The sequence below is a fragment of the Brachybacterium paraconglomeratum genome, from assembly GCF_039541415.1.
GTDB classification, from domain to species: Bacteria; Actinomycetota; Actinomycetes; order Actinomycetales; family Dermabacteraceae; genus Brachybacterium; species Brachybacterium paraconglomeratum_A.
This window is the reverse complement of record NZ_BAABGE010000006.1, coordinates 59521-85868: the sequence shown is the minus strand read 5'-3', so window position 1 is coordinate 85868 and position 26348 is coordinate 59521. Positions and strand designations below refer to the sequence as shown.

The window sequence follows — 26348 nt, the reverse complement described above, 5'->3', positions numbered from 1 at the left end:
CTCAGTCCCGTTCCTGACCCAGGTCCTGAGGCGCCGGCAGCACCGCGGGCAGGTAGCACAGCCAGATGCCGAACATGGCTGCGACCAGCACCGGCCCGGTGTCGTTGACCGCGTAGCCGACCCAGGTGCCCACCACGAGCGCGACCCGCACCCAGTACGAGGCGGGGTGCTCGGCATCCAGAGCCACGAGCCGCCGCCAGCGCAGTCGGCCCGGGATCAGCAGCGCGATCGACGCCACCACCGCGAGCACCATCACGACCGCCAGCGACGGGTATCCGGTGGTCATCGCGACGTTCTGGGCGAGCTTTCGGACCACCACCGAGATCACCTCGCCGCTGAGGAGCTCGTCGATGAAGCGTCCCAGGTGGGTGCGGTCCTCGGCGGGTCGCAGCCAGTCCAGGAACGAGACCCCCAGCACCGCGACCGCGCCGCCCGCCCCGAGGGCGAGCAGATGCCACAGCCGCGGCCGGATCCCGGAGACCAGCAGCGCCAGCAGCCCGAAGGCGGGAATCGTGGCCAGCATCGACCCGAAGTCCGCGCCCATCGACGGGGCCACGCAGACGATCGCGACCAGAGCGCCGACGGCCACCGTCCACACCACCCGTGCACGCGGGGTGCGCACCACCGCGAACAGGCACAGCAGCGCCATCAGCGCCGCCGCGAGCACCATCCCGAACAGATGGTTCGACAGCCCGTAGAAGCGCCCGCCGGAGATCGGCTGCGCCCCCAGCGGTGAGCCCAGCTGGAACCGCGACCCGGTGGCCGATTCGCCGAGGATCAGCAGGGCGACCAGCGCCGCGGAGATCCCGACGGGGCCCAGGCGATGGTGGCGCCAGGGACCGGCCAGCACCAGCGCCGACAGCAGCGCGCAGCCCGCCCACACCACGCCCGTCAGGGCCAGCGTCGGATGCTCCGCGCGCCACCACGGCACCAGGGAGGCGAACATCCCCACCGGCAGTGCGAGCGGCGCGATCGCCGCGAGCGCCCGGCCGACGGCGGCGAGACGCGGCCGACGTGCCAGCGGCGGGACCAGCAGGATCACGATCCCGATCACGCCGAGCGCGAACCAGGAGCCGAGCGCGGGCACGGTCGCCGCATCGACCTGCGCCGCGGCCTCGGAGCGATCCAGGGCCAGCTGCTGCGGGTCGTCGTGCGCGGTGCCGCGGAACGGCTGACCGGGGATCAGCCCGTCGGCGGTGGCGTCATAGGAGGTGAAGATCGTGGCGAGCACATCGGTGAGCACCACCACGCCGGTCTGCTTGGTGGCCCCGCTGGTGAGGGCCTGGCCGGAGAAGGCGGTGTCGAGGGCGACCTGCAGGCCCGCCGTGCGCGAGGCGACCGGCCCGGGGTGCTCGGCCGACGCCGGATGCTCGGGATCGGTGGCCGCGACGGAGACCAGCAGGGTGCGGGGGAGGTCCGCGCTCTGGCAGCCGCCGAGCTCGTCGAGCGTCGCCCCGACGACAGCATCGAGGGAGACCAGGGCCTGGGCACGGGCCGGGCCGTCGGCCTGGGGCAGCGAGGGGACCGTGACCTGGACCAGGTCGCCCGCGGCGAGAGCATCGGCGATCTGGGTGTACCCGGACTCGCGCTCCGGCGCACCGCCGCCGCCTTCATCCCCGACGGTGAGCTCCACCGTCGACGGACCCGAGAAGTCGAAGGTGCTGACCGGGACCCCGAGCTGCTCCCACTGATCCTGCGCCGGCGTCGGGATGCCGCTGGTGCGCGGCGCCTCCTCCGCCAGGCCCCGGTATCCGGAGTGCAGCGTCTCCATGCCCTGCCGCTTCGTGGAGACGACCGAGGTCGAGGTGGTGTTCATGGCACCCGCGCCGGAGCGCTCGGCGAGGCACTGAAGATTCGGTGTGGCCTGCGGATCGATGTCCTCCCAGCCGAGCCCCGCGGTGGCGATCACCAGCCGCACGGGATCGTCGGGATCGTCGGCGGAGGCAGTAGGCGCGCCGGCGAGGACCAAGGCGCCGAGCAGCAGTGCGAGCAGCACGGCGAGCGGCGTTCGACGCACGGGGGCGGGCAGTTCCTGGGGCACGTCCCGATGCTACGGGGAAGGCCTGCGCCGCGCGGCCGGCCGTTGCAGACCCTCCACCTATCTCTCACGCTCTATCGTGGTCGCCATGCCTTCTCCACAGCCTCCGTACGAGCAGGTTCGCCGCGAGATCCTCGAGCAGGTCCGCACCGGCGAGCTGACGCCGGGTGACCGCCTGCCGGCGATCCGCACCTACGCCGCCGATCTCGGCCTCGCCCCCGGCACGGTGGCCCGCGCCTACAAGCTGCTCGAGGAGTCGCAGATCCTCCTCACCCGTCGCGGGGCGGGAACGACGATCGCCCCCGGTGCGGCGATGGAAGCCCGCAAACTTGCGACCACGGCCCAGCGCGAGCCCGGCGGTCCGGTCGACGCAGGCCTGGTCTCGCTGTTCGCCGGACCGATCGCCGCCGCCCGGGCCCGTGGCGCCCGCGATGTGGAGATCCTCGCCTCGGTGAGGGCGGCGCTCGCAGGTGAGAGCGACGGCGGGGGCGCATGACGTCGGTGCGGCTCGCGCGGCACGATGCCACAGCGGCGGCACCGTACCGGGATCGTCTCCTGGAGCTGTGGCCGAGCGTCTTCGGCCCCGTCGCGGATGAGCAGCAATGGCGCACCCAGTTCTGGGAGCAGCACCGCGGCCGCGCCGACTTCCGCCTGGTCACCGCGGAGCGCGGGGAGTCGCTGCTCGGCTTCGCCTGGGGATACACCGGTGAGCGCGGACAGTGGTGGGCGGACATGGTCCACCCGGCCATCGAGGTCGACGCCGATGACTGGGTGGGCGGCCACTTCGAGGTCGTCGAGCTCGCCGTCAGTCCCGAGCATCAGGGCCGCGGGCTCGGCGGAGCACTCTTCGACGCCCTGCTGGCCGATCTCGACCACGACCGTGCACTGCTCCAGACGGATGCCGACCCGCGCGGCGCCGGGCACCGCCTGTACCTCCGTCGGGGCTGGACGGTGCTCGGCGACCTGTCCCCGGGGAAGGTCGTCATGGGAACCCGCCTCGCGACATGACCAGGGCGCAGCGGTGATGATCCATCTCGAGAGGCTCGGACCCCGGCACGCAGATGCCATCCTCGCCGGGCAGGACCCGGCGCTCGCTGCGGAGATCGTGGGGCAGCGGTGGAGCCGGGAGAGCCTGGACTCCTTCCTCGCTCGTGCTGCGCGATGGCGAGCCGACGGGCCGATCCGTGAATACGCGGCTGAGCTCGACGGTGTGCTCATCGGCGGCGGCGGACTGAACCTCCTGGACACGGGGCTCGAGCGCGGGGAGGCTGCGCTGACCTACTGGCTCCTCGCAACCCATCGCGGCCGCGGCCATGGGCATGTTCTGGCGGCGGCTCTGGTCTCCCGCGCGCGAGCTGAGCCGCGGATCTCACGTCTCGTGCTGCGCATCGCGCCGACGAACAGCGCCTCGAGCGCCCTTGCCCGGAGCCTCGGTGCGGAGCGGACCGGCGAGGTCGAGCGACATCCGGCCGACGCCGCACGGACCGTGGACCGCTGGGTCCTGGAGCTGCGGAGGAGCTGAGGAGCGCGCTCGCCCCGCACCCATGCCCCGCCCGCCCTTCCGCCCTTTCCGCACCCACAGCCTTTCGGCGAGGTCAAGGAGCCTCGAAAAATGTGGATGAATTGTGGGATCAATGGTGGATGGTTTTCACGGTTCCTCCCCGCGGCGAGTTATCCACAATTTCATCCCCATCTGCCGGTAACCCTTGTCTCTGATGGTGGCTGGGAGATAAACTGGACACTCTAGAAAGAATTGCTGTTCGAGTAATTCTTTGTCGAGCATCCCGAGGAGGAGGTGGAGACGATGACCGTGACAGAGCCGCATCCTGTCGGTCGATCTGATATCGCCCCTCCATTCGTCACGGTCCGCGCGCGTTCACCGCTGACGCCCACGTCGCTGATTGCTCGCGGCAAGCTCGACGCCGGGAGCGTCGACGCCGCGGCGGTCACCCGGATCATGGAGAGTGAGCGTGAAGAGTCGCGGCGTCACGCCCGGCACCTGCTCGGCCTTGCTCCGTTCTGGATCGACTACGAGGATCCGGACCTCTCGGATGATCGTGAGGAGCGGAGTCTCGCGATCGCCATCGCGCTGCGCACCACCACCGCACGTGCGTCCTACCGCATTCGCGACGCGCATATCGCCGTCAACGAGATGCCGCAAACCTTTGAGCGCCTCGCCGCTGGCGATATGCCGAAAGAGTGGCATTAGAGAATGGTGAAAGCGGTCAGGGAATTCACACCTTTCCAGCGCTCGCAGGCCGATGAATATATTTCGGCATGGGATCTCGCCTCCATTCCCGCTGATCGATTCCAGGATGAACTTCGCCAGCTGGTCTCCTGGTTCGAGCGGGAAGAATCGCGCCACTGCCCGGAGCACTCCCGCGATGTCACCGTTGAGTCCAGCGGTCGCGATGACGGCATCGCCTGCCTCCGCGTGATCGGCCCGATCCCCGAGATCCTGGCTCTCGCCCGCCGGCTCGACACCTCCGCGAAGGCCGTCCAGGCCGCGCAGCGCCATGCCCTCGAACAGGACGGCCCGATCCCCTTCGACCTCGACGGGGACGTGTCTCGCGACGGCGTCGCGATGACCCTCGCCGCTCTGCGCTACGCGATCATCCACCGCACCCTGCTCGACACCGCCGGCGTCGAGGTGCCCGCACCCCGGCACCGCATCAACATCGTCATCCCCGCCCTCACCCTGATGGGCCTGGACGACACCCCTGCCACCTACGACGGCCTGACCCCGCTGCCGGCCGCGATGGCACGCAAGCTCGCCGAGGCCGAGCCGGTCTGGCACAAGGTCTTCACCGAGCCGATCAAGGGCGGGTTCCTCCCGCTCCCGGCCCAGCGCTACCGCCCCACCCCCGAGATGGTCGAGCATCTGCGACTGACCACTCCCCGTTGTGCCGTCCCCGGCTGTACGAAGAGCACCACCGATGACGCGGAGAACGACCACATCGAAGAGTTCGACCACGCGCACCCCGAACGGGGAGGCCCCACCAGCATCGACAACCTCCACCGGCTGCACTGGGGTCATCACGACCTCAAGACCGCGAAACGAATAGACCCGGTCCGAGAACCCGACGGCTCCACCACCTGGACAGTCGGATCCCCACCCCTGGTCAGCGCAAGGGTTTCGCCACGCCCTGACCTGGCCACCCCGCGCCTCGCGACCGCCATGATGGAGTCGTGGGAGCACTACCAATGGCTCAGCATGATGGAAGAGATGGACCGCAGCGGCGAGAGCGCACGCATCCACCAGGAATGGGGACCCGTCGACACTGCCATCGAAGGCGAGCTCGACCCGGGGGAGGACCCGGACGACGCCGCAGAACAGAAGCGGTGGAACCAGGACCCGCCGTTCTGAGAGTTCGCCGGTCGTGGCACCATGTTCCGATGCCCCGAGCCATCAGCCTCGTCCGACCGGACCTCACCCGCTGCTCCGACTTCCTCGACTGCGTGTCGGACTTCGGCGGTACTCCGATGGACGGGTCAGGCATCCGGGATCCCACACATCCACCCGTCGACCAGGGCGATGTCACCGAGTTCGTCGCCGCCCGCCTCGCCGAGGAGGATCCGGCCACCGAGCTCCCCGACGGCTGGGTCCACTGCACGAGCCGCTGGATCCTCGACGCCGAGACCGGCGAGATGCTCGGCTTCATCGCCACCCGGCACCGCCTCACCCCCTACCTGCTCGAGCAGGGCGGTCACATCGGCTACTCGGTGCGCCCCATGGCCAGGCGACAGGGGATCGCCTCCGCAGCGCTGGAGATCGCCCTGCTCCAGGCACAGGAGCTGGGCATCAACCCAGTGCTCATCACCTGCGACGACGACAACCCCGGCTCCCGCCGAACCATCGAGAAGGCAGGCGGCGAGCTCGAGGACATCCGCGACGGCAAACGCCGCTACTGGATCGGCGATGGGCCACGTCCTCAGGCCTGAAGGATCCCGGTCTGAAGGATCCTGGCCTGAACGCGGCCGAGCCCATCCCGGCAGGCCGAGTACCCTTTCGCCATGCGGTACGGATTCCTTGGTCCAGAGACGACCTTCACCCATCAGGCGCTCCTGCAGGCACTCGCGGAGACGCCCGAAGAGTTCACTGCCGCCGAGCCGGAGCTGGTGCCCTTCTCCGCCGTCGCCACCGCCACCACCGACCTGCTCGCCGGTGACATCGATGCGCTGATGGCTCCGATCGAGAACTCGGTCGAAGGCGGCGTCTCCGGCACCCTCGACGTGCTCGCCGCGACCGACTCGATCGTCATCGTCGCCGAGCAGACCGTGCAGATCACCTTCGTGCTCGCCGCCCGGGAGGCCACGCCCCTGGATCAGCTGACCACCGTCTCCTCTCACCCCCATGCCCAGGCGCAGGTCCAGGGCTGGCTGCGGAAGAACGTGCCGGGCGCGAACATCGCCGCCGCTTCCTCGACCGCCGCCGCCGCCCGCGACCTCGCCGCCGTCAGCGCGGAGGAGGCCCGCGGCCGGGCCGCCGTCTGCTCACCGCTCGCCGCGAAGCACTTCGGCCTGGAGATCCTCGCCGAAGGCATCGAGGACTACGACGGCGCGGTCACCCGCTTCGTGCTGGTAACCCGCGAGGGACGGATCCCCGCCCGCACCGGCGCCGACAAGACCACGCTCGTCGTCCAGCTGCCTCACAACCGCTCCGGCGCCCTGCTCGAAGCCCTCGAGATCCTCAGCTCTAACGGCGTGAACATGTCCCGGATCGAGTCCCGCCCCGTCGGCGACTTCCTGGGCAGGTACTCCTTCTCCCTCGACATCGAGGGCCATATCGAGGACCGCCGTGTCGCCGCTGCCCTGCGCTCCCTCCACCGGCTCTGCCCGGTGGTCCACTATCTCGGCTCCTACCCGCGCATCGACGGACAGCGGGCGGAGATCCGCGAGGACTTCGCCGACCACGCCTACGACGACGCGCACGACTGGATCGCGCGGCTGTCGGGGATGATCACCCCGACGGATCCCGGCACGGAGATCTGAGGATGGCAGCGATGGCCAGCACCGCTGTCACCGGTACCGCTGAGGTCCATGCGATCGACGATCGCCTGCTCATCCCGCTCCCCGAGGAGGCCAGCGCCCTCCTGCCCTCCCGCGGTCAGGTCGCTGTCGACGCCGTGCTGAACGGTCGCGAACTGGCCATGGTGGTCGAGCCCGACGGCCGCAAGGGCCACTGGCTGCGCGTCGATGAGGCGCTGCAGCAGGCGCTCGACCTGCGCGAAGGCACCGCCGTCAGCTTCACCCTCACGCCCACGAAAGCCTGGCCCGAGCCGGAAGTCCCGGAGGATCTCGGCGCCGCGCTCACCGCGGCCGACGATCTCGAGACGACCTGGGCGTCCATCACCCCGATGGCGCGCTGGGAATGGGTGCGCTGGGTCGGGTCGACCCGCAACGCCGACACCCGTGCGCGCCGTGTGGAGGTCTCGATCGACAAGCTGCGGAACGGGAAGCGTCGCCCCTGCTGCTTCAACCTCGCCTCCTGCACCGACCCGGAACTCGCCCGGAGCGGTGTGCTGAAGGACTGAACGGCGCGGCCCCCGGTGTGCACCCCGACCCGCTCTCCCCGACCTGCACCCCGCACCGGCGCCTCGGGCCCGCGCTTTCACCTGAGGGGTAGGGTGAGGAGCGACGAGGATGGACTCGACAGCGGGGCGTCATCGTCGTCCGTGCCGGCAGCCCCGCGGAGGGCTTGCCATGAGCACAGAGGCTCATCTTGAGCAGAACACGATCCCTTTCGACCCTGCCACGCGTGACCTCGGTGTCGCGGTCGGGTTCGATGGCTCCCCGAACTCCGAGGTCGCACTGGCCTACGCCGCCGGCATCGCCGCCCGCCGCGGGAGCAAGCTCAGCGTCATCACCACCTATCGAGCACCGCTCCCGGTGTACGCCAACTACGCCTCCCTCGGCGCGGAGCCCGAGGACGAGGCCCGCAAGCTGATCGCCGGGTACGTGCTGGAGGTGGCGGCGTCCCGACTCGCCGAGCATCCCGGCGAGGTCTCCTACCTGACGATCGAGGGAGACTCCGTCGGCGCGCTCGCGGAAGCCTCGGCACGGGCGCACCTGATGGTCGTCGGTGCCCGTGGCCGGGGAGGTTTCCTCGGCCTGGTGCTGGGCTCGGTCTCCACCGCCCTTCCCGCTCATGCGCAGTGCCCCACAGTGGTGGTCCCCGCGGTGGCTGAGCGCTTCACCGGGCCGGTGGTCGTCGGCGTCGACGGCTCGCCCCACAGTCGCCGGGCCGCGCTGCATGCCGCGCGGGAGGCGGCCGATCGCGGAACGTCGCTGGTGCTGCTGACCGCACAGCAGAGACCCGACAGCGGCGAGTACTGGTTCCCGCTGCGCCCGCGCGACGCCCAGGAGCTCGTGGACCGTCGTCGCGCCGACCTCGAGGCGGATCTGGCGGCAGAGGTCGCCTGGGTCACGGAGCACGTGCCCGGCATCGAGATCTCCGGCGAGGTCCAGGAGGGAGCGGCCGCTGCGATCCTCCATGACGCCGAAGCCGTCGCGCAGCTGATCGTCGTCGGTTCCCATGGCCGGGGTGCCCTGAGAAGTGCGCTGCTCGGCTCGGTGTCGCGCGCGATCCTCCACGGGGCCGAGCGGCCGGTCATGGTGGTGCCGCCGCTGCAGGACGACCGGGTCGAGCGGGCTTAGCTGTTGCCCCGCGGGCCTAGCTGTTGCCCTGCGCCGCGCCCTTCCCCTCCGGCACGCGCAGCCGCAGCACCCCGGGATCGACGGTCGCGATCAGGTGGGTGGCGTCGACGTCCGTGTCGCCGTCCAGCTGCACCGGCTGCGCCTTCGTGGTGGTCACGCGGATCCCGGTGGTCAGGTAGCGCTCCATCGTGGCGAGCTTCGGACCGTATTTCGGCGTCAGCTTCGGATTCATGACCTGGGCGGCGACCTGGCTGAACCCGGCCGCGCCGCGCCAGCCCGCGACGACGACCTCGAGGCGGCCGTTGTCGATCGTGGCATCCGGCATCAGCACGAAGCCGCCCGGCAGCTTGCCCACGTTGCCCAGCAGCACGGTGCGGGCCTTGTGGGCGTGACGGGTGTCATCCGGCAGCTGCACCACCACATCCACCGAGCGGCCCAGCACGGTGCGGATCCCGCCGAAGATGTACGCGATCCAGCCGATCCGCTTCTTCATCTCCGGATCGGTGTAGCCGATCATCTCCGCATCGGCGCCGAAGCCGGCGATCACCAGGAAGATCTGGCGCTCGGCGGAGCGGGCCGCGGCGGCGGAGTCACCGGCACGGAGCCAGCCGACGTCCACCTGGTGGTCCTCACCGGTCAGTGCGGTGATCATCGCCGCGGACGGGTCCTCCAGCGGGATCTCGACATTGCGGGCCAGCAGATTCCCGGTGCCGGCCGGGATGATGCCCATCCGGGTGTCGGTGCCGGCCAGCACCGAGGCGACCAGACGCACCGTGCCGTCGCCGCCGGCGGCCATCACGAGATCCGCGCCGTCCGCGACAGCCTGCTCCGTCTGGCCCTTGCCGGGATCGTCGATGGTGGTCTCGTAGAAGACCGTCTCAGCGCCCTCGATCCGGTCCACCACCTCGGTGATCTTCCGGCGGAAGGTGTCGGTCTCCTCGAACTTCGAGGGGTTCAGCACCACGGCGACCTTGCGGAGTCGGCCGTCGTCGGCGGGGGAGTCGGCGGAGTCGTCGGTCTCCGTGGCGTCCCCAGCGTCGTCGGCGCCGGGGGCCTTCCGCGTGCTCGACCGGCGGTCCGCGGCGGCGCGCAGCTCGCTCAGCTCTCGGCGGTGCCGGCCCAGTCGGCGCAGCACCATCACCAGCAGGGCGATCGTGATCACGGTGGTGAGCACTGAGGCGATGCTCAGCATCAGCAGAGTGAGGTCCATTCCGTCAGAGTACTGGCAGGCGTGCGCGCGGGTACCCTGGTGCAATGATCGATCTGCGGCACCTGCGCGAAAACCCTGAAGCCGTCCGAGACGCCCAGCGGGCGCGACGACGTGACCCTGCCACTGTGGACGCGGTGCTCGAGTCCGATGCTCGTTGGCGCGAGACCACCGCGGCCTTCGAGTCCGCGCGCGCCGAGCAGAAGGCCTTCGGCAAGCAGGTCGCCCAGGCCAAGGGCGATCAGAAGCAGGCCCTGCTGGCCGAGGTGAAGCAGCTCAGCGCCGACGTGAAGCGGCTCGAGGCCGAGACCGATGAGGCTCTGACCGCCCGCGACGCCGCGCTGCGCGAGATCCCGAACCTCGCCGAGGGGGCCCCTGAGGGGCTCGAGGCCGACTTCGTGGTGCGCGAGCATGTGGGAGAAGTTCCGACCTTCGACCACCCGGTCAAGGACCACTTGGAGATCGCTGAGGGGCTCAAGGCGATCGACATGGCACGCGGTGCGAAGGTCTCCGGCGCCCGCTTCTACTTCCTGCGCGGGATCGGTGCTCAGCTCGAGCTCGCGATCCTGAACTCCGCGATCGCCCTCGCGACCGACGCCGGCTTCACCCCGATGATCACCCCCACCCTGGTGCTGCCCGAGTCGATGGAGGGCACCGGCTTCCTCGGCGAGCACGCCGACGAGGTATACCACCTCGACAAGGGTGATGACCTCTACCTCGTGGGCACCAGCGAGGTCGCACTCGCCGGCTATCACAAGGACGAGATCATCGACCTCGAAGACGGCCCGCTCCGCTACGCGGGCTGGAGCGCCTGCTACCGCCGCGAGGCCGGCAGCTACGGCAAGGACACCCGCGGCATCATCCGGGTGCACCAGTTCCACAAGGTCGAGATGTTCTCCTACTGCCGCATCGAGGACTCCTACGAGGAGCACGAGCGGCTGCTCGGCTGGGAGCGGGACATGATGGCGCGCATCGACGTGCCCTACCGCATCATCGACACCGCCGCGGGGGACCTCGGCACCTCCGCCGCCCGCAAGTACGACTGCGAGGCGTGGATGCCCAGCCAGAACACCTACCGCGAGCTCACGTCCACCTCGAACACCACCCAGTTCCAGGCGCGTCGGCTGAACATCCGCGAGCGCACCGACAACGGGCTGCGACCGGTCGCCACCCTCAACGGCACGCTCGGCACCACCCGCTTCATCGCTGCGATCCTCGAGAACCACCAGCAGGCCGACGGCTCGGTGGTCGTCCCCGAGGGGCTGCGGCCCTTCCTCGGCGGGCGCGAGATCTTCGAGGTCGTGGGGGGCGCTGTCTGAGATGGCACTGTCGAACTCCCTGCGCCGGCTGCGCAGCATCTTCAGCGCTCGTCGTCACCGCGGGTTCACCCGTTCGTCGGATGGCGATGCGACACTGCCGGACATGACGACCCAGACCTCGACCACCGACCGTGACGCGACCCGTGCGCGCCTCCAGGATCACCTCACCGGGCTCTCCGGGCAGAAGCTGCTGATCGGGCTGGACGTGGATGGCACCCTGGTCGACCACGACGGGGTGATGAGCCCCGAGATGCATGAGATTCTGCAGCAGACGGCGGAGACGCACACCGTCGTCATCGCCACCGGGCGCTCCCTCGGCGCCACGCTGCCGATCGTCGAGGCCGCGGGGGTCACCCACGGCTTCGCCGTCTGCTCCAACGGAGCGGTCACCGTGCAGATGGACCCGGAGCTCGAGGGCGGCCACCGCATCATCGACACCCGGTCCTTCCAGCCCGGCCACGCCCTGCGCACCCTGCGCGAGGTCGCCCCCGACGCGCACTATGCCGTCGAGATGGTCGACGGCAACTTCCGCTCCACAGCCGGATTCCAGGACGCGAGCTTCGGCGTGCAGGCGATCGAGAGTGATCTCGACCAGCTCATGGAGCTCGAGGCCGTGCGCGTGGTCGTGCATGTCCCGGACCTCTCCCCGCAGGAGTTCTCCAAGGTCATCGCCGACTCCGGGGTGCACGGCGTGGAGTACTCCATCGGCTGGACCGCCTGGCTCGACATGGCCGCCCCCGGCATCTCCAAGGCGAGCGCCCTCGAGGTGCTCCGCGGCCGTCTCGAGATCGACAGCGCCAACACGGTCGCGGTCGGCGATGGTTTCAACGACGTCGAGATGCTCACCTGGGCCGGAGTGGGCGTGGCCATGGGCCAGGCCCCGCAGGGCGTGAAGGACGTGGCAGACGTCGTCACCGACTCGATCTACGAGGACGGCACCGTGCTCGTGCTGGAGCAGCTGCTGGGCTGACGCGGCCCGCCCCGGGGTCGGCCTGAAGCCGACGCCCGGAGCGAGGCACTGCAGTGCCCGTCAGCGCGTGCTCACATCCCTGCGCAGTCCCCGGTGGCCGGACCGCGCACCGTGTTCGGTACGCCGTCATCGTCCGGGGCGACGGCGTTTCCGGTGCAGGAGAGCGGACCCTCGACTCGCGACGCGGTGAGGATCGGGGTGACCCCGTCTGCGGTGTCGTCGATCGTCAGCGGACCGCTGACGGTGGACCCGCTGATCTCGACGCTCCCCGTGGTGCCGGTGAGGCTCACCGGCCCTCGGATCTCGCTGTCCTGGATCGAGATGACCTCGGCGCCGGCTGCGGTGACCGGGCCGCGCACGAAGGCTCCGGTCAGCTGCAGACCGGCACCCTCGGCGACGGTCACGGGACCTTCCACGGCGGCGTCTTCGATGCAGGTCGTCCCCGCAGTCACGGTAAGGGGGCCGCTGTGGTCCTCGGTGACGGTGTCATCGCAGGTGACTGCCGCCTCGACGGGGTAGCGGAAGAGGTGCGCCCCGGCGCTCAGGTACACATCACCTGCGCCGTCGACGACGCTCCAGCCGACGCCGTTGGCGAGTCGGGTGGTCTCGCCGGTGGCGGGGTCATGGACCGAGAAGCGTGAGCCGGCGGTGACGTAGATCCGTCCATCCGCTGTGGACTGGTGGACGTTGCCGTAGGCCCAGTAGGTCGTGCCCTCGGAGTAAGCCCCGCCCACACTGCCCTCGACCGTGGAGACGCCGGTGGTCGGGTCGTAGCGGAACAGCGACTGCTCCGCGACGCCCCACACCGCTCCTTCGTCGTCGACCATCAGGCCGGTGATGCCTTCCTGCTCCTCACCGGCAGGATCGATCCGTTCTACGACTGTGCGGGTATCCGGGTCGAACACCAGCAGCTTGCCGGCGGTGTTCCCGCTCGGAGTAGAACCGAGGCCACCGTCCACTGTGGTGCCGATATAGACCATGCCGTCGGACTCGTTGTGCACGACCGAGACGACGTTCTCGTCGGCACCGATCTCTTCGGTCAGCACCACGTGCTCACCGGTGCTGCCCTCCCAGATCGCGAGTCCGCCTTGGGTCTGTCCGTAGATCGCGACGGACCCCATGTAGATCTCGTCGCGCTCCGGGTTGTACGCCATCCCGAAGGGACGGTCCTGTCCCTGGTTCACGCCTTCGAAGAGGCGGGGCACGGTGCCCGGTTCCGCGGGGTCGAAGGTGGCGGGGTCCAGTTCCTCGAACTTCGCGTGCCCGTAGGCACCCAGGTACATCTTTCCGTCACGCACCGTCGCGGACTCGTACTGGCCGCGCTGCATGGTCGGACCGTGATCCGCGCCGGTCCTATCGATGTCGTTCAGGCCCACCATGTAGCCCGACGCCCAGACGGAGTCGTCGGGACCCAGCAGGAGCTTCTGGATCAGAGTCGGCTGGGCGAAGTCGATCGGGCTATCGGACAGCAGAGTCTCGGACTCGAGGTCTGCGACCACCACGCCGAGCGATGACGTGCCGTAGAGCAGCGGAGTGCCGCTGGAGTCGTCGACCACGCCGTCGGAGAGGTAGCCCCCGAGAGTGATGTCCGTGGTCCGGAATGAGTTCTCTTCGAGGTCGTAGACGACCAGGCCCCAGCCCTCGGTCGAGAAGAGCGCGGTGCCCGGCTCAGCGCCGGCGATGATGTGATGTCCGAAGAAGAAGCGGGTCTGCTCGGCATCCCAGTGGATGACCTCACCGTCCAGATCGAGCACGATCATCCGCAATCCGACCTGGGCGATCACGCGATCCTCGATGATGTCCATCCGGCCCACGGTGGTGGCACCCTGGTTCAACCCGGGGGCGTTCTCCTCGGAGGCGATCAGGGTCTGCTCGCCGCGACCGCCGTCCTCGATCATCCAAATCTGAGGGGCGACACCGCCGGTCCCGACGTACACCGTGTCGGTCTCCTCGTAGTACGCGATGGCGTGGATGTACTCAGCACCCGGATCCATCTCGCGCAGCAGTTCGATCTCATCGGTCTCCGGGTCCACCAGGTACAGGCGGCTGTCCGGGTACACGCCGAGGAACATCGAGCCGTCGGGCCCGGGGGAGAGCCCGAAGGCATGGTCCGCCACTTCGCCGCCACTGATCCGGCCGAGGTCCTCGCACTCACCGGTGGCGGGATCGTAGCGCCAGAACTTGGAGTCATAGTAGGTACCCCAGTACACGCGGCCGTCGGTGGCGACGTTCAGATTCCGCACGTGCTCGGCGCCGGTGACTGCGCAGGTGTCCAGCTGCTCGCCGCTTTCGATGTCGGTCATGGCGAAGGTCGCCGGATAGTCGGTGTCGGGAGCGCCCTTGAACACTTGGTAAGAGACATGACGTCCGTCGACCACACCCTGGGCGGCCTGGCTGGGGATCTGGGTGGTCACCGGGGTACCGAGATACTCGAGGTTCTCGTCCTGGGCGAGCAGATCGAGCACCCGCGGGTCGTCGCTCGGCACGCCGGCGGGGGCGGGATCGGCCGGTGGTGGTGGGTCGTCGGCCAGGGCGGGGGAGGATCCGCCGACGAGCAGGGCGCCGGTCAGGGCGGCGGTCGCAAGCAGACCGCCGAGGCGGCGGAGCCGGTGGATGGGAGCTGGTCGATCGGGGACTCGATCATTGGCAAGCGGCGTGGGGGACTGCGCGTGCATGGTGAACCCTCCATTGGGTCAGTGATGCGGCGAGTGAGAAATGCTCTTCTACCCTAAGGTTGCCGCACCCTGGAAGGCAACCGGTTGCAAACTTCCGCCTGAAATGACCGTGTTGAAGGCAAGGGTCTGGTGCGCCCTGCGCGAGCTACCCCCGCCGGCGCCGCCCGCCGCCGGAGTTGTTCGCCGGGGCTGCGACCTCGAGGATCACCTTGCCCAGGTGGCCGCCCTCGCGCAGGATCGCGTGGGCATCCTCGGCGCGCTCCAGCGGCAGACGGGCGTGGATCGGGACGCTCAGCTCACCGGACTCCAGCAGCGGCCAGGCCAGATAGCGGACGGCCTCGAGGATCCCGTGCTTGGTCTCCAGCGGTCGTGAACGCAGGGTGGTGCCAATGACCCGGCCGCGCTTGCCCATCAGCTTCCCGATCGGCAGCTCGCCGCTGGAGCCGCCCAGGGTGCCGATGATGACCAGCCGGCCGCTCTCCCGCAGCATCCCCACATGATCGGCCAGCGCCGACCCGCCGACCACGTCGAGGATCACGTCCACGCCGCCGGTCTCCCGCACCGCTTCGAGCAGATCGGTGGTGTGGCGGTTCCAGGCCATATCGGCACCGAGCTCGCGCGCAGTCGCGATCGCGGCATCGGAGCCGACGGTGGTGAGCACCCGCGCCCCCATCTGACGGGCGAGCTGGATGGCGACGCTGCCGATGCCGCCGGTGCCGCCCTGGATCAGGATCGTCTCGCCCTCGTGGAGGCCGGCTTCGAGCACGAGGTTGGAGACCACCGTCGCCGCGGCCTCGATCACGCCGGCGGCATCGACCAGGCTGATCCCTGCCGGGGCGGGCAGCAGCACCTCCGTCGGCGCCGCGACGACCTCCGCATAGCCGCCGCCCGCGAGCAGCGCCACGACCTTCTCGCCGGTGTCGCGCCGGTATCCGGACACCTCCAGGCCCGGCAGCTCGGAGGCGCCAGCCGGCGGCGGGTACTTCCCGGCGGTCTGGGCGAGATCGGCGCGGTTGACCCCCGCGGCGACGACGTCGATCAGCACCTCACCCGGTGCGGGGACGGGCTCGGGAAGCTCGGCGAGCTCGAGGCGGTGATCCTCGGTGATGGTCATTGCGCGCATGGTCACTGGGTCACTTCCACGATGGTGCGGCCGCGGACCTGCCCGGCCAGGATCTTGTCGGCATGAGGGATGGTCTCGGACAGTCCGATGCTGGTGGTCATCGCATCGAGCAGCGCCGGATCGAGCTCGTCCGCCAGGGCGTCCCACGCGCGTTCACGCAGGGGGAGCGGGCACTGCACCGAGTTGACCCCGGCCAGGGCGACGCCGCGCAGGATGAACGGCAGCACCGTGGTGGGCAGGTCCGGGCCCTGGGCGAGACCGTATGCGGCGACCGTGCCGCCCCAGGCGGTCTGGGCGAGGACGTTGGCGAGCGTCGTGCTGCCCACCCCGTCGATCGCCCCCGCGAAGCGCTGGGACTGCAATGGCCGGCCCGGCTCCTCGGAGAGCTCCCGACGGTCCAGCACCTCGGCGGCGCCGAGGGTGCGCAGATACTCGCCGTTCTCTGCGGCCCGTCCGGTCGAGGCGAGCACCCGGAAGCCGCGGCCTGCCAGGAGCGCGACGGCGATCGATCCCGCACCGCCCGAGGCCCCGGTGACCAGGACGTCCCCGGCGTCCGGCCTGAGGCCGGCATCCTCCAGGCGCAGCACCGCGAGCATCGCGGTGAACCCGGCGGTGCCGATCGCGGCGGCACGCTCGGGGGCGAGGGTCACGGGAAGGCGGACGAGCGCGTCGGGGCGCACCCGGGCTCGGGTCGCGAAGCCGCCATGGAGCGATTCGCCGATGCCGTCGCCGTTGAGGATCACCAGGTCTCCGGCGGAGAAGCGGTCGGACGCCGAGCCGGTCACCCGGCCCACCAGATCGATGCCCGGGATCAGCGGATGGGCACGGGCGATGCCCTTGCCGGCCAGTGCCATCCCGTCCTTGAAGTTGACGCTCGAAGCCAGCACGTCCAGCTCGACGTCACCGCTGAGCAGGGACTCGTCGGCATCCTCGAGCAGGCGCGGGGCTGCGCCCTCGGATTCGATCACTATGGCGCGCATCGGGCGCTCCTCTCGCTCGGGGGCGGATGGCTCCAGCCTATGCGCCACATTCCGGCTCCGGGTTCAGGGATCTGGGCGGGTCCGGCCGCCGGCATGGAAAGCTGGGATCACACAGTCGATCTCGAGTGAGGACCAGTCATGCCTGTAGAGCTTCCCGACGGCGTTCGTGAGATGGCGGGTGCCGGCGCGCTCGCACCGCTTGCCCGATCGGGGCCGAGCCCCCTCCTCACCCTCACGGACGAGGAGATGCTCGTCCTGTACGGGAACGCTGGGAAGGAGCAGTTCGCCTCGCCATGGCTCGACCGCCTGGCCGTGGACCGCGGTCAGTCGTTCGACGTGGGGATGCTGATGGCCACGGCGCGCCGCTCGATGCTCGCCCGAGGAATGATCGCGCCGGAGGTGGTGCTGGCTGCGGCCGAGAAGCGCACAGTCGCGGTAGATCCGCAGCTGATGAGCGCAAATCTTCTGATCACAGGAGTGCTGACCAGGCGGAATCACTCCGTTGTACGGTTGGAAGCGTTCAGCGACGCACCGGAGGAGCGAGGAGCCCACCACGTCTTCGTCGATCGTGATGGAACGGTGCTCCATGAGCAGACATCCCCGGACGGGCTCCACCATTTCATGATGCAGGGGGTGGCGGACTCGGTCGGTCTGCTGCGGAGCTTCGTGCTGGGAAGAGAGGTGACGCAGGACGATGCATCATCCTCCGATACGGACGAGGAGGCTGTCCTTGACTGGCGAGGCAATACCGACGCCGCGGCGACCGATCCCGCACTGCTCGAGCACAGCGGTTCACTCGTCGCGGAGACGAGGATCTATCTGTCTGGCCAGACCCCCGCAGTGAAGGGTGAGCTCCATCTGGTCTCCGGACGCAACGGGCTCCTCATCCTCCAGCCGGATGCTGAGCACTCCGACGACGAAGGCATGGCCACCGCGCAGAAGGTGTCCGTCGACGAGCTGGGAGACATGCTCGAGTACCTGGTGGGCGGGGCTGCTGAGGACGACGCCGACGGACGCAGCTGACGGGACCGAGTTCACCACGGCACGCGGTCGCGGATCCAATCGTTGACTGCTGTCGCCCCGTCCTCGGCGAGGGAGACGGGCCATTGGGTGGAGGCCCATTCCAGCGGACGCTGCGAGACGTCGATCAGCGGGTCGATGATCGGGACAGCATCTCTGACCGCCGTGGTGGCCTGTGAGTACACGTCATCGATGCCGTCGGTGATCGGCGCTGCGAAGTCTGTGTACGCAGGTATGCCGGTGATCTCCTCCAAAGCCCACGCCGGTGCGGTGGCGAGGAATCTGGTGGTCGAACCACCTCCCGGTCCGCCCGTGATCGCGGAGACCTGAGCCGCGGCGGAGAGAGCGGACCAACCCATGTCCAAGGAGCCCGTGACGACTCCTCCCACCTCTCCGATCGCCGTGAGCGCCAGGCCGACCGGTGGGATCGGGGGTACCAGGCTGAGAACCCCGAACCCGATGTCCAGCGTGTTGATGCCCCCGGTGATGAGCCCGTCGGCGGTGCCGAAGTAGTCGCCGTCCTGGAACGACTGCAGAGCGTCGTAATAGCCGATGGCGGCCGACGGGATGTCGTTGGCGAGGCTGATCGCTGCCCCCACGCCCGTCGGCTCGGGGATGAGGCCGGCAAGATCGGCGAGGATCCCCACCGAGTTCCAGGCGAGGTTTCCCCAATAGCCCGCCTCGGGTCCACCCAGGAGGTCTCCCCAGAACCCATCGCTCTCCAACGGTTCGTAGTCCCGGAGGGCCCGGATCAGGATGTCCAGGGGGTTCTGAGGCACTCCGCCACCCGAGCCTCCACCGCCGGTGCCGCCGGAGCTTCCCCCTTCGCTCTCGCTGGCATCGTCCTGCCCCTCGGCGTGCTCCTCGCATTCCTTCGCGAGTGAAGCGAGGACGTCTCCCGCAGGCGTGATCCGCGTCGAGCAGAGCGTGCGGAACGCGTGGCGGAACTCTTCGGCATCCGCACCGACCCACTCCGTTCCATTCACTGCGGTGGTCAGCGTCGAGATCAGCTCGTCGAGCTGCTGTCCGCCGCTTCTCAGCGCACTCCCGTGCTGCCGAAGCTGAGCAGTGTCCGCCCCCCAGAAATTCATGTGCCGACTCCCGTTCGCCAGTGGTCCTCGTCGGTGAGCCTAAGCGGCTCGGGGGATACGCGACATGGGGAGAGGTCCCCATCGCACGGTATCGTCGTCCCGGAGGTTCCAGATCGCATCGTCGGGAAGGACGGGCCGATGGCCGAGATCAGGTACCGGGCTCTCAGAATCGGGTGGATCCGCGGGGGTCTGGGATGCGTCGTGGGCTTCGCCTGTCTCGTCATGCTCGGAGCGGGGGCATTGCTGCTCACGCTGGACTCCGTCGCCGGAGTGCTGGGAGCGGTGATGTGCCTGGTGGTGGTGCTCCTCAGCATCGCCATCGTGCTGATCGGCACCCGGCTCCAGTTCACCGTCGACGATGAAGGCCTCACCCTCCTCCACTACCTCCGTTCTCACCGGATCCCCTGGGAGCAGGTCGCCGTGATCGAGCAGACCGCTGCCTATTGGACGTCAGGGGCCGTGGTGGTGGTGCTCAGGGAGCCTCTCGGGCGAAGGATCACTGCCCTCGCGACCACGGACCGCATGGCCGTGTACCGCGGCGAGAACAGCTTCCGCTGGGGCAGCCCCGCGACGGAGCAGCGCCCGGCCACCCGGGCGGCCATCGATGCGCACCGGCGCTGGCTCGCCGGCTCGACGCGGTAGACCGCCCTTTCCCGGCGGGGACGCCGGGCTCCCGAGGCGTGCTTCGAATGAGCGTTTCTTCTGTCAGGGCCCTTGACGGTTCGTCGCTTCCGTGGTTCATTAGTGGAGTAATGAACCAGCAGACCGCGGTGTCGGTCCCGACGACAGTGAGGCTCGCGTGCTGGATGAGACGAAGCCGCTCTATATCGCGGTGGCGGAGCAGATCGAAGACGGGATCCTCAACGGGACCCATCCGGAGGACGGCCCGGTGCCCTCCACCAATGAGCTGGCCGCGTTCCTCCGCATCAACCCCGCCACCGCCGGCAAGGGGCTGAACCTCCTGGCCGACGCCGGCGTCCTGGTCAAACGCCGAGGAGTGGGAATGTTCGTCGCCGTCGGCGCGACCGCGCTGCTGAGGCAGCGCCGGCGCGACGACTTCGCCCGCGACTACCTCGCCCCTCTGCTGCGCGAAGCCGCGCACCTGGGCATCGACCACCGAGAGATCACCGAGATGATGGAGGCACTGCAATGAGTGCTATCGAGACCCGCAACCTCACCAAGCACTTCCGTGACGTCGCCGCGATCGACGACGTCTCCCTCGACTTCGCCGCAGGCCGGGTGCACGGACTGCTGGGCCGCAACGGCGCCGGCAAGACCACGCTCATGAAGCTGCTGACCGGACAGATCTTCGCCACCTCCGGTGAGATGCGGATGCTGGGCCAGAGCCCGGTCGAGAACGCCGAGGTGCTCTCGAAGACCTGCTTCATCCAGGAGAGCCAGAAGTACCCCGACGGATTCCGGCCGTCGGACGTCCTGCGCATCGCCGAAGGGCTCTACCCCGCGTGGGACCAGGGGCTCGCCCGGGAGCTGGTCGCCGACTTCCGGCTGCCGGAGAAGCGGGCCATCAAGAAGCTCTCGCGCGGGCAGCTCTCGGCCGTCGGCATCATCATCGGCTTGGCCTCCCGAGCCCCGCTGACCTTCTTCGACGAGCCCTACCTGGGCCTCGATGCGGTGGCCCGCCGCCTGTTCTTCGACCGGCTGCTGGCCGACTTCTCCGAACACCCCCGCACCGTGATCCTCTCCACCCATCACATCGACGAGGTCTCCAACCTGCTCGAGCACGTGGTGCTGCTGGACGAGGGGCGGGTCGCGATCTCCGCCGAGGCCGAAGAGCTGCAGAGCGCGGCGATCGAGGTCTCCGGCCGGCTGGACGAGGTCACGGCCTTCATCGCCGGGGCCGATGTGCTCCGCGTCCAGGAGATCGGTGCGCTCGCGACCGCCACCGTGCATGCCGAGCCGGGCAGTGCGGACCGCGCCCGGGCAGCCGGACTCCAGGTCGCCCCCGTCTCGCTGCAGAACTACATCGTCCACCGCACCACCGCCGCGGCTGCTGCCCGGTGACCTGAGAGGAGAACCCTGATGCGCTCGCGCAACGTCATCGACATGCACCTGGTCAATCGGATGCAGGCCTTCGGCTGGCCCCTGGTCGCCGTCACCTTCGCCTTCATGGTCATCCTGGCGGTGGGCCTGATCGTCGGGTCGCAGGGGCCTGAGGCCCAGGCCGGGATGTACTACGGCATGCAGTGGAACGGGGCGATCTTCGCCCTGCTGGGCCCGCTGATCGGCTACGGCTTCACCTCCATGGGGCAGTACTTTCCGCTCGCCCTCGGATTGGGACTGACCCGTCGCGAGTTCGCCACCGGTCTGAGCGTGGTGTTCCTGGGAAACGCCGTGGTCTACTCCGTCCTGGTCACCATCGGGAAGACCATCGAACAGGCCACCGACGGCTTCGGACTGAGCATCCGTTTCTTCGACGTCTTCTACACCGGCACCGGCGCACCGTGGCAGACCCTGGTGCAGACCTTCCTGCTGATCCTCGGCGTGCTCTTCCTCGGTGCGGCGATCACCGCCGCCTTCCTGCGGTTCGGGCAGGCCTTCCTCTGGGTGGCCGGAGCGATCCTTGCGCTGATCGGCGTGGGCATCTTCGCGGGTGTGCTTCTGCTGGATGGCTTCGGGCGGAACCTGCTCGAGGTCATGACCATGGGCTGGGGTCCGTGGATGGTGGTGATCGCCGCGATCGGGGCGGCCTCGGCGGGAGTGTGGCTGCTGCTGGTGCGTCGCACCCAGGTGGCCTGACGGCAGTGGTCGCGGAGAAGGCTCTCGCCCCCTGCCGTTCCCGGCCTGTTTCCGGAGATCCGCAAACGTCCCGGAAAAATACCGCTCTGCGGGGTGATGCTTGACGGGAGATGAGCACCGTGACCCCGACCCCCGACCCGCTCGCCCAGGCCCATGCCCACGACGGCTGGCAGGTGCTCGAGGCGCTGGACAGCACCGGCTCGGGGCTGTCGGCCGACGAGGCATCGGCGCGGCTCGAACGGCATGGGCGCAACGCCCTGCCTTCCGTCCCCCCGGAATCCACCCTGCGCCGGTTCCTGCGCCAGTTCAAGGACCCGATGATCTACGTCCTGCTCGGCGCCGGCGTGCTGACCACGCTCATGGGGCATGTCGTCGACACCGTCGTGATCCTCGCGGTCGTGCTGATCAACGCCGTGATCGGGTACGTCCAGGAGGGCAAGGCCGCGGACGCCCTCGAGGGCATCCGCTCCATGCTCTCCCTGGACGCGCAGGTGCGGCGCGACGGCTCCTGGTCGACGATCCCGGCGGAGAACCTGGTCCCTGGGGATGTGGTGCGGCTCGGCGGCGGGGACAAGGTCCCGGCCGACGTCCGCATTCTCGAGGCCACCAACCTCACCGCCGAGGAGTCCGCCCTGACCGGCGAGTCCCTCGCGGTGGAGAAGTCGCCGCGCTCTGTCGAGGTCGACGCCGCGCTCGGCGATCGTAGCGCGATCGCCTTCTCCGGCACCACCATCGCCTCCGGCTCGGGCCGCGGCGTGGTGGTCGGCACCGGGCGCCATACCGAGATCGGGCACATCACCTCGATGCTCGACGAGGTGGAGTCGATGGAGACCCCGCTGACGCGGCAGATGTCCTCCTTCTCGACGAAGCTCTCGATCGCGGTGGTCGTCGCGGCCGCGTTGATGTTCGTGGCCGGCTGGGTGCTGTACGAGTACGGGCTCGGCGAGCTGGTGATGGCGGCCATCGGCTTCGCGGTTGCCGCGATCCCTGAGGGGCTGCCTGCGGTCCTCACCATCACCCTCGCGCTCGGCGTGCAGAAGATGGCGGGCCGCAACTCCATCACCCGGCGTATGAACTCGGTGGAGACCCTGGGCTCGGTCACCGTCATCGCCTCGGACAAGACCGGCACGCTCACCAGGAACGAGATGACGGTGCGCACCGTGGTCACCCCCGCCGGCACCTATGACGTGCGCGGCACCGGGTATGCGCCCGAGGGGGACATCGAGCTGGACGGGCAGGTCATCGACGCCGAGGACCGAGGGGATCTGCGGATGCTCGCCGAGGTCGCCGCCCGTACCAACGACTCCACCGTCTCGCCGAGGGAGAGCCGGTGGGTGCTCTCGGGCGAGCCGACCGACGGTGGCCTGCGTACCTTCGCGATGAAGGCCGGCATTGAGGGCGACGACGAGCACCGCCTGGCCGTGGTGCCCTTCGACTCCGCATACAAGTACATGGCGACCCTCGACGAGATCGAGGGCGTCGGCCGGGTGGTGAACCTCAAGGGAGCCCCCGACCGGCTGCTGGACCGCTCCGAGTTCCAGGGGATGGGCCTGGACGAGCGCGAAGCGCTGGATCGCGAGCACTGGGACCGGGTGATCGACGAGCTGAGCGGCCAGGGCCTGCGGGTGCTCGCCGCGGCGGTGCGCCGGGCCGGAGACGCCACCGACTCGCTCGCCCCGTCGGACGTCGATTCCGGCGGCTTCACGTTCCTGGGTCTGTACGGGATCATCGACCCACCCCGCCAGGAGGCCATCGAGGCCATCCGGCTCGTCCAGGGTGCCGGCATCCGGGTCATGATGATCACCGGTGACCACGCCGGCACCGCCACCGCGATCGGTCGCGAGATGGGCATCGAGGACGAGCACGGCGCCGTCACCGGCGCGGAGCTGGACGCCGCGGACGACGAGGAGTTCGCCGAGCTCGCACACACCCGCTTGATCTTCGCCCGCACCAGTCCTGAGCACAAGCTGCGGCTGGTCACGGCGCTGCAGGACGGCGGTGACGTGGTCGCGATGACCGGAGACGGCGTCAACGATGCCCCCTCGCTGAAGAAGGCCGACGTGGGGGTGGCCATGGGTATCAAGGGCACTGAGGCCACCAAGGAGGCGGCCGATGTGGTGCTCGCGGACGACAACTTCGCGACCATCGCGGACTCCGTCGAGATGGGCCGCACCATCTACGACAACCTCCGCAAGGCGATCGCGTTCATCCTGCCCACCAATGGCGCGCAGGGCTTGGTCATCCTGGTCGCCGTGCTGATGGGGATGACGCTCCCGCTGACCCCGGTGCAGGTGCTGTGGGTGAACACCATCACCGCCGTCACCCTCGCGCTCGCGCTCGCCTTCGAGCCGGGGGAGCCCGACATCATGCGCCGCCCGCCCCGCAAGCCCGGCGGGTCGATCATCCCGCTCGCTGGCATGATCCGGATCGTCTACGTCTCGCTGCTGCTGGGCGGGATCACCATCGGGGTGTTCCTGCTGGGCCAGGCCCAGGGCGTTCCGCTCGAGGTCTCCCGCACGATCGCGGTCAACACCCTGGTGGTGGGCCAGATCTTCTATCTGCTGGCCTCGCGCTTCACTCGCACCACGAGCCTGCGCAAAGAGCTGCTCACGACGAACCCGATCTCCTGGGCCTGCATCGCGATCATGCTTCTGCTGCAGCTGGCCTTCGTCTATGTCCCGTTCATGCAGACCGCCTTCGCCTCCGGTGCGGTGGGCTGGACGGGCTGGCTGGTCCCGATCGCCGCCGGAGTGGTGGTGTTCGCGGTGGTGGAGGTGGACAAGGCGCTGCGGCGGTAGACTCTCGCGGGTGCCTCCGGGCATGAGGAGGGTTGTCAGAGCGGCCGAATGAGTTGGTCTTGAAAACCAATGTGCAGTGACCCTGTACCGCGGGTTCGAATCCCGCACCCTCCGCGTCACCGCTCCGTGCGCGTCACCCGCTTCTCCCCGGCCCGGATCGCGGCCGCGAGGTGGTTCGCGGCGGGCGGGCGCGGGCAGGTGGCCCAGGCGCTGAAGGCCGCCGGGAAGTTCACGGCCCGGTTGAAGTCCACCGTGATCGTGTCCCCGTCGAGCTCCGCGGTCACCACCCGCCAGTCGGCGCTGGTGGTTCCCGAGGTCTCGTCGGTGAACAGGACGTTCGCGTCGCCGGTGAGCACCAGCTGCACGCGCTTGCCCCCGATCTCGAGCGAGGCGACGCCAGGGGAGGGGAGACGCTGCTCGAGCCAGGGCAGCGCGGAACCGACGGTCACCTCGGTGGGCCGAGCGGTCCAGGTGCCGGTGAGCACGAGCCCCGGGTCGTAGGGATAGGTGGGGACCTCGGAGAACGTGGTGCGTCGGGGCGCAGCCGGGTCCAGGAGGCGCAGCCCCGTGCGGCCGCCGCGACGGATCACGTCGATCTGCACGTCCGCGCCGTACCGCGCCACGCGCATATCTCCGGGAGTCGTGATCGTCGCGCGGTGCAGCTCGCCCTCGCGGGTCTCCTCCACCTCCGGTGACGACGCGAGGAGCTCGAGCTCCTCGCCCTGCCAGGTCACCGTGAGCTGATTGCCCGCGATCTCCCAGCTGCCGGGCACGTCGTCGAAGGACCGGGCCGCCTGCTCCGGATCCACCCAGTGCAGACCCACCTGGGCGAGGATCCCGTGAGGGTCGGCGAGGGAGCGGTGGCGCCGGCTTCGGAAGTCCGACCAGGAGGAGGGCGCGGTGCCGTGGTCGGTGATCTGGTCGGTGGTGCTCATGGCGTGCTCCTCGATCGTCGTGGTCTGCGAGGAGTCTTGCGCGGGGCGGGCACCGGCGTCGACCCCTGCGTCACAGGCGGTCACATCGATGAGAACGGCCTCATCCGGATCTTGGGCTGGTCTCATCCGGGCGGTGTTTCCTGAGGGCATCACAGAAACGGAAGCAGCCCGGAGCACGGGCCGACGGAGGAGAGATGACGATGCGGGCGAAGACGATCTGGACAGTGGCGGCCGGGACCACGGCAGCAGTGCTCATCCCGGGAGTGGCCTACGCGATGACCGCGGGCGGGCCCGTCGAGGGTGTGGACGACACCACCGTCGAGCAGAGCACCGTGCAGGCTGCCGAGCGTCCTGCCGAGGACGCCTCCACCCTCTCGGTGCCGAGTCCGGCGAGTGAGGACCTGGTGAGCGAGGGCGCAGTGAGCGAGGACCTGGCGAGCGCGGTGCCGCCCGTCGAGCTGATGCTGACGGCCAACAGCCCCGTCTCCGCGCAGACTGCGGTCTCGGCGCTCTCGGCGCAGTCAGCCCCGACGGCGGTGTCGGCGGTGTCGGCGCAGTCTGCGGTGTCCGCGCAGTCCGCTCGGTCGCCGGTGTCGGCGGTGTCAGCGCAGTCAGCTGTGTCCGCCCAGTCCGCCCCGTCGGCCCCGTCGGCCCCGTCGGCCCCGTCGGCCCCGTCGGCACAGTCTCCTGTGTCCGCTCAGTCGCCGGTCTCGGCGCAGTCGGCCCCGAGCCCGGTCTCGGCGGATTCGCCGCAGTCCCCGGACTCCGCGAACTGATG

At 69.5% G+C, this 26348-nt stretch carries 25 protein-coding genes and 1 tRNA gene; 19 read left to right on the top strand and 7 right to left on the bottom strand.

Features of this window, described 5'->3' with window-relative positions:
* Position 1 precedes the first annotated feature (1 nt).
* Positions 2-2041: a hypothetical protein gene (locus tag ABD893_RS09195; protein ID WP_345078718.1), complete on the bottom strand. Its 2040-nt coding sequence runs from the start codon at positions 2039-2041 to the stop codon at positions 2-4.
* Between the two features lie 85 nt (positions 2042-2126).
* On the opposite strand from ABD893_RS09195, the gene ABD893_RS09190 reads away from it, so the two are divergent.
* From ABD893_RS09190 to ABD893_RS09150, 9 genes are all read left to right on the top strand, one after another.
* Complete coding sequence (locus ABD893_RS09190) at positions 2127-2534, top strand: GntR family transcriptional regulator (protein WP_345078714.1); 408 nt, start codon at positions 2127-2129, stop codon at positions 2532-2534.
* Positions 2531-3046 (top strand): GNAT family N-acetyltransferase, encoded by a 516-nt coding sequence (locus ABD893_RS09185; RefSeq protein WP_345078711.1) that lies wholly within the window; start codon positions 2531-2533, stop codon positions 3044-3046. The genes ABD893_RS09190 and ABD893_RS09185 overlap by 4 nt, the downstream gene beginning before the upstream one ends.
* A 16-nt stretch (positions 3047-3062) precedes the next feature.
* Positions 3063-3560 carry a GNAT family N-acetyltransferase gene (locus ABD893_RS09180; RefSeq protein WP_345078708.1) on the top strand — a complete coding sequence of 166 codons (498 nt, stop codon included), beginning with the start codon at positions 3063-3065 and terminating at the stop codon, positions 3558-3560.
* Between the two features lie 273 nt (positions 3561-3833).
* Positions 3834-4247, top strand: a complete 414-nt coding sequence (locus ABD893_RS09175) for a hypothetical protein (RefSeq protein ID WP_345078705.1) — start codon at positions 3834-3836, stop codon at positions 4245-4247.
* A 3-nt stretch (positions 4248-4250) separates the two neighbouring features.
* Positions 4251-5405 (top strand): HNH endonuclease signature motif containing protein, encoded by a 1155-nt coding sequence (locus tag ABD893_RS09170; protein WP_345078702.1) that lies wholly within the window; start codon positions 4251-4253, stop codon positions 5403-5405.
* A 29-nt stretch (positions 5406-5434) separates the two neighbouring features.
* Positions 5435-5980 (top strand): GNAT family N-acetyltransferase, encoded by a 546-nt coding sequence (locus tag ABD893_RS09165; protein ID WP_345078700.1) that lies wholly within the window; start codon positions 5435-5437, stop codon positions 5978-5980.
* Positions 5981-6052: 72 nt separating this feature from the next.
* On the top strand, positions 6053-7030 hold the full coding sequence (gene pheA, locus ABD893_RS09160) for a prephenate dehydratase (RefSeq protein WP_345078698.1): 978 nt from the start codon (positions 6053-6055) through the stop codon (positions 7028-7030).
* Positions 7031-7041: 11 nt separating this feature from the next.
* Complete coding sequence (locus ABD893_RS09155) at positions 7042-7572, top strand: YdeI/OmpD-associated family protein (RefSeq protein WP_345078695.1); 531 nt, start codon at positions 7042-7044, stop codon at positions 7570-7572.
* Positions 7573-7741: 169 nt separating this feature from the next.
* A complete protein-coding gene (locus ABD893_RS09150; protein ID WP_345078692.1) occupies positions 7742-8695 on the top strand; it encodes a universal stress protein in 954 nt (317 codons plus the stop codon).
* A 16-nt stretch (positions 8696-8711) separates the two neighbouring features.
* On the opposite strand, the gene ABD893_RS09145 is transcribed toward ABD893_RS09150, so the two are convergent.
* On the bottom strand, positions 8712-9905 hold the full coding sequence (locus tag ABD893_RS09145; RefSeq protein ID WP_345078687.1) for a diacylglycerol/lipid kinase family protein: 1194 nt from the start codon (positions 9903-9905) through the stop codon (positions 8712-8714).
* Positions 9906-9949: 44 nt separating this feature from the next.
* On the opposite strand from ABD893_RS09145, the gene serS reads away from it, so the two are divergent.
* A complete protein-coding gene (gene serS / locus ABD893_RS09140) occupies positions 9950-11221 on the top strand; it encodes a serine--tRNA ligase (protein WP_345078685.1) in 1272 nt (423 codons plus the stop codon).
* A gap of 103 nt (positions 11222-11324) precedes the next feature.
* On the top strand, positions 11325-12191 hold the full coding sequence (locus tag ABD893_RS09135) for an HAD family hydrolase (protein WP_345078683.1): 867 nt from the start codon (positions 11325-11327) through the stop codon (positions 12189-12191).
* A gap of 71 nt (positions 12192-12262) precedes the next feature.
* Here the strand turns inward: ABD893_RS09135 and ABD893_RS09130 are convergent, their stop codons facing one another.
* The 3 genes from ABD893_RS09130 to ABD893_RS09120 form a co-directional block, all read right to left on the bottom strand.
* Complete coding sequence (locus ABD893_RS09130; protein WP_345078680.1) at positions 12263-14866, bottom strand: ligand-binding sensor domain-containing protein; 2604 nt, start codon at positions 14864-14866, stop codon at positions 12263-12265.
* A gap of 145 nt (positions 14867-15011) precedes the next feature.
* The gene (locus ABD893_RS09125) at positions 15012-15989 is read right to left on the bottom strand and encodes an NAD(P)H-quinone oxidoreductase (RefSeq protein ID WP_345078755.1); all 978 of its coding nucleotides are present in this window, start codon (positions 15987-15989) and stop codon (positions 15012-15014) included.
* A gap of 2 nt (positions 15990-15991) precedes the next feature.
* A complete protein-coding gene (locus ABD893_RS09120; RefSeq protein WP_345078677.1) occupies positions 15992-16969 on the bottom strand; it encodes an MDR family oxidoreductase in 978 nt (325 codons plus the stop codon).
* A 138-nt stretch (positions 16970-17107) separates the two neighbouring features.
* Between ABD893_RS09120 and ABD893_RS09115 the strand changes: the two genes are divergently transcribed.
* Positions 17108-17992 (top strand): hypothetical protein, encoded by an 885-nt coding sequence (locus tag ABD893_RS09115; RefSeq protein ID WP_345078675.1) that lies wholly within the window; start codon positions 17108-17110, stop codon positions 17990-17992.
* 11 nt (positions 17993-18003) lie between these two features.
* On the opposite strand, the gene ABD893_RS09110 is transcribed toward ABD893_RS09115, so the two are convergent.
* Positions 18004-19080, bottom strand: a complete 1077-nt coding sequence (locus ABD893_RS09110; RefSeq protein ID WP_345078672.1) for a hypothetical protein — start codon at positions 19078-19080, stop codon at positions 18004-18006.
* Between the two features lie 138 nt (positions 19081-19218).
* Here ABD893_RS09110 and ABD893_RS09105 point away from each other — a divergent pair, with 138 nt between their 5' ends.
* From ABD893_RS09105 to ABD893_RS09080, 6 genes are all read left to right on the top strand, one after another.
* Positions 19219-19722: a PH domain-containing protein gene (locus ABD893_RS09105; protein ID WP_345078669.1), complete on the top strand. Its 504-nt coding sequence runs from the start codon at positions 19219-19221 to the stop codon at positions 19720-19722.
* A gap of 157 nt (positions 19723-19879) precedes the next feature.
* Positions 19880-20233 carry a GntR family transcriptional regulator gene (locus ABD893_RS09100; protein WP_345078666.1) on the top strand — a complete coding sequence of 118 codons (354 nt, stop codon included), beginning with the start codon at positions 19880-19882 and terminating at the stop codon, positions 20231-20233.
* A complete protein-coding gene (locus ABD893_RS09095) occupies positions 20230-21102 on the top strand; it encodes an ABC transporter ATP-binding protein (protein ID WP_345078663.1) in 873 nt (290 codons plus the stop codon). Before ABD893_RS09100 ends, ABD893_RS09095 begins: the two co-directional genes overlap by 4 nt.
* 18 nt (positions 21103-21120) lie before the next feature.
* Positions 21121-21837, top strand: coding sequence for a hypothetical protein (locus tag ABD893_RS09090; protein WP_345078660.1), 717 nt, complete (start codon positions 21121-21123; stop codon positions 21835-21837).
* Between the two features lie 110 nt (positions 21838-21947).
* Complete coding sequence (locus tag ABD893_RS09085; protein ID WP_345078656.1) at positions 21948-24635, top strand: HAD-IC family P-type ATPase; 2688 nt, start codon at positions 21948-21950, stop codon at positions 24633-24635.
* A gap of 26 nt (positions 24636-24661) precedes the next feature.
* Positions 24662-24749 (top strand) — tRNA-Ser (locus tag ABD893_RS09080).
* A gap of 2 nt (positions 24750-24751) precedes the next feature.
* On the opposite strand, the gene ABD893_RS09075 is transcribed toward ABD893_RS09080, so the two are convergent.
* Positions 24752-25570 (bottom strand): DUF1684 domain-containing protein, encoded by an 819-nt coding sequence (locus ABD893_RS09075; RefSeq protein ID WP_345078653.1) that lies wholly within the window; start codon positions 25568-25570, stop codon positions 24752-24754.
* A gap of 200 nt (positions 25571-25770) precedes the next feature.
* On the opposite strand from ABD893_RS09075, the gene ABD893_RS09070 reads away from it, so the two are divergent.
* On the top strand, positions 25771-26346 hold the full coding sequence (locus ABD893_RS09070) for a hypothetical protein (RefSeq protein ID WP_345078650.1): 576 nt from the start codon (positions 25771-25773) through the stop codon (positions 26344-26346).
* The last annotated feature ends 2 nt before the right edge of the window (positions 26347-26348 follow it).

Bases quoted from the DNA above. Each gene is read 5' to 3' on its own strand.
- ABD893_RS09190 (WP_345078714.1), top strand. From the start codon at position 2,127: ATGCCTTCTCCACAGCCTCCGTACGAGCAGGTTCGCCGCGAGATCCTC.
- ABD893_RS09185 (WP_345078711.1), top strand. From the start codon at position 2,531: ATGACGTCGGTGCGGCTCGCGCGGCACGATGCCACAGCGGCGGCACCG.
- ABD893_RS09180 (WP_345078708.1), top strand. From the start codon at position 3,063: ATGATCCATCTCGAGAGGCTCGGACCCCGGCACGCAGATGCCATCCTC.
- ABD893_RS09170 (WP_345078702.1), top strand. From the start codon at position 4,251: ATGGTGAAAGCGGTCAGGGAATTCACACCTTTCCAGCGCTCGCAGGCC.
- ABD893_RS09165 (WP_345078700.1), top strand. From the start codon at position 5,435: ATGCCCCGAGCCATCAGCCTCGTCCGACCGGACCTCACCCGCTGCTCC.
- pheA (WP_345078698.1), top strand. From the start codon at position 6,053: ATGCGGTACGGATTCCTTGGTCCAGAGACGACCTTCACCCATCAGGCG.
- ABD893_RS09155 (WP_345078695.1), top strand. From the start codon at position 7,042: ATGGCCAGCACCGCTGTCACCGGTACCGCTGAGGTCCATGCGATCGAC.
- ABD893_RS09150 (WP_345078692.1), top strand. From the start codon at position 7,742: ATGAGCACAGAGGCTCATCTTGAGCAGAACACGATCCCTTTCGACCCT.
- ABD893_RS09145 (WP_345078687.1), bottom strand. From the start codon at position 9,905: ATGGACCTCACTCTGCTGATGCTGAGCATCGCCTCAGTGCTCACCACC.
- serS (WP_345078685.1), top strand. From the start codon at position 9,950: ATGATCGATCTGCGGCACCTGCGCGAAAACCCTGAAGCCGTCCGAGAC.
- ABD893_RS09135 (WP_345078683.1), top strand. From the start codon at position 11,325: ATGACGACCCAGACCTCGACCACCGACCGTGACGCGACCCGTGCGCGC.
- ABD893_RS09130 (WP_345078680.1), bottom strand. From the start codon at position 14,866: ATGCACGCGCAGTCCCCCACGCCGCTTGCCAATGATCGAGTCCCCGAT.
- ABD893_RS09125 (WP_345078755.1), bottom strand. From the start codon at position 15,989: ATGCGCGCAATGACCATCACCGAGGATCACCGCCTCGAGCTCGCCGAG.
- ABD893_RS09120 (WP_345078677.1), bottom strand. From the start codon at position 16,969: ATGCGCGCCATAGTGATCGAATCCGAGGGCGCAGCCCCGCGCCTGCTC.
- ABD893_RS09115 (WP_345078675.1), top strand. From the start codon at position 17,108: ATGCCTGTAGAGCTTCCCGACGGCGTTCGTGAGATGGCGGGTGCCGGC.
- ABD893_RS09110 (WP_345078672.1), bottom strand. From the start codon at position 19,080: ATGAATTTCTGGGGGGCGGACACTGCTCAGCTTCGGCAGCACGGGAGT.
- ABD893_RS09105 (WP_345078669.1), top strand. From the start codon at position 19,219: ATGGCCGAGATCAGGTACCGGGCTCTCAGAATCGGGTGGATCCGCGGG.
- ABD893_RS09095 (WP_345078663.1), top strand. From the start codon at position 20,230: ATGAGTGCTATCGAGACCCGCAACCTCACCAAGCACTTCCGTGACGTC.
- ABD893_RS09090 (WP_345078660.1), top strand. From the start codon at position 21,121: ATGCGCTCGCGCAACGTCATCGACATGCACCTGGTCAATCGGATGCAG.
- ABD893_RS09085 (WP_345078656.1), top strand. From the start codon at position 21,948: ATGAGCACCGTGACCCCGACCCCCGACCCGCTCGCCCAGGCCCATGCC.
- ABD893_RS09075 (WP_345078653.1), bottom strand. From the start codon at position 25,570: ATGAGCACCACCGACCAGATCACCGACCACGGCACCGCGCCCTCCTCC.
- ABD893_RS09070 (WP_345078650.1), top strand. From the start codon at position 25,771: ATGCGGGCGAAGACGATCTGGACAGTGGCGGCCGGGACCACGGCAGCA.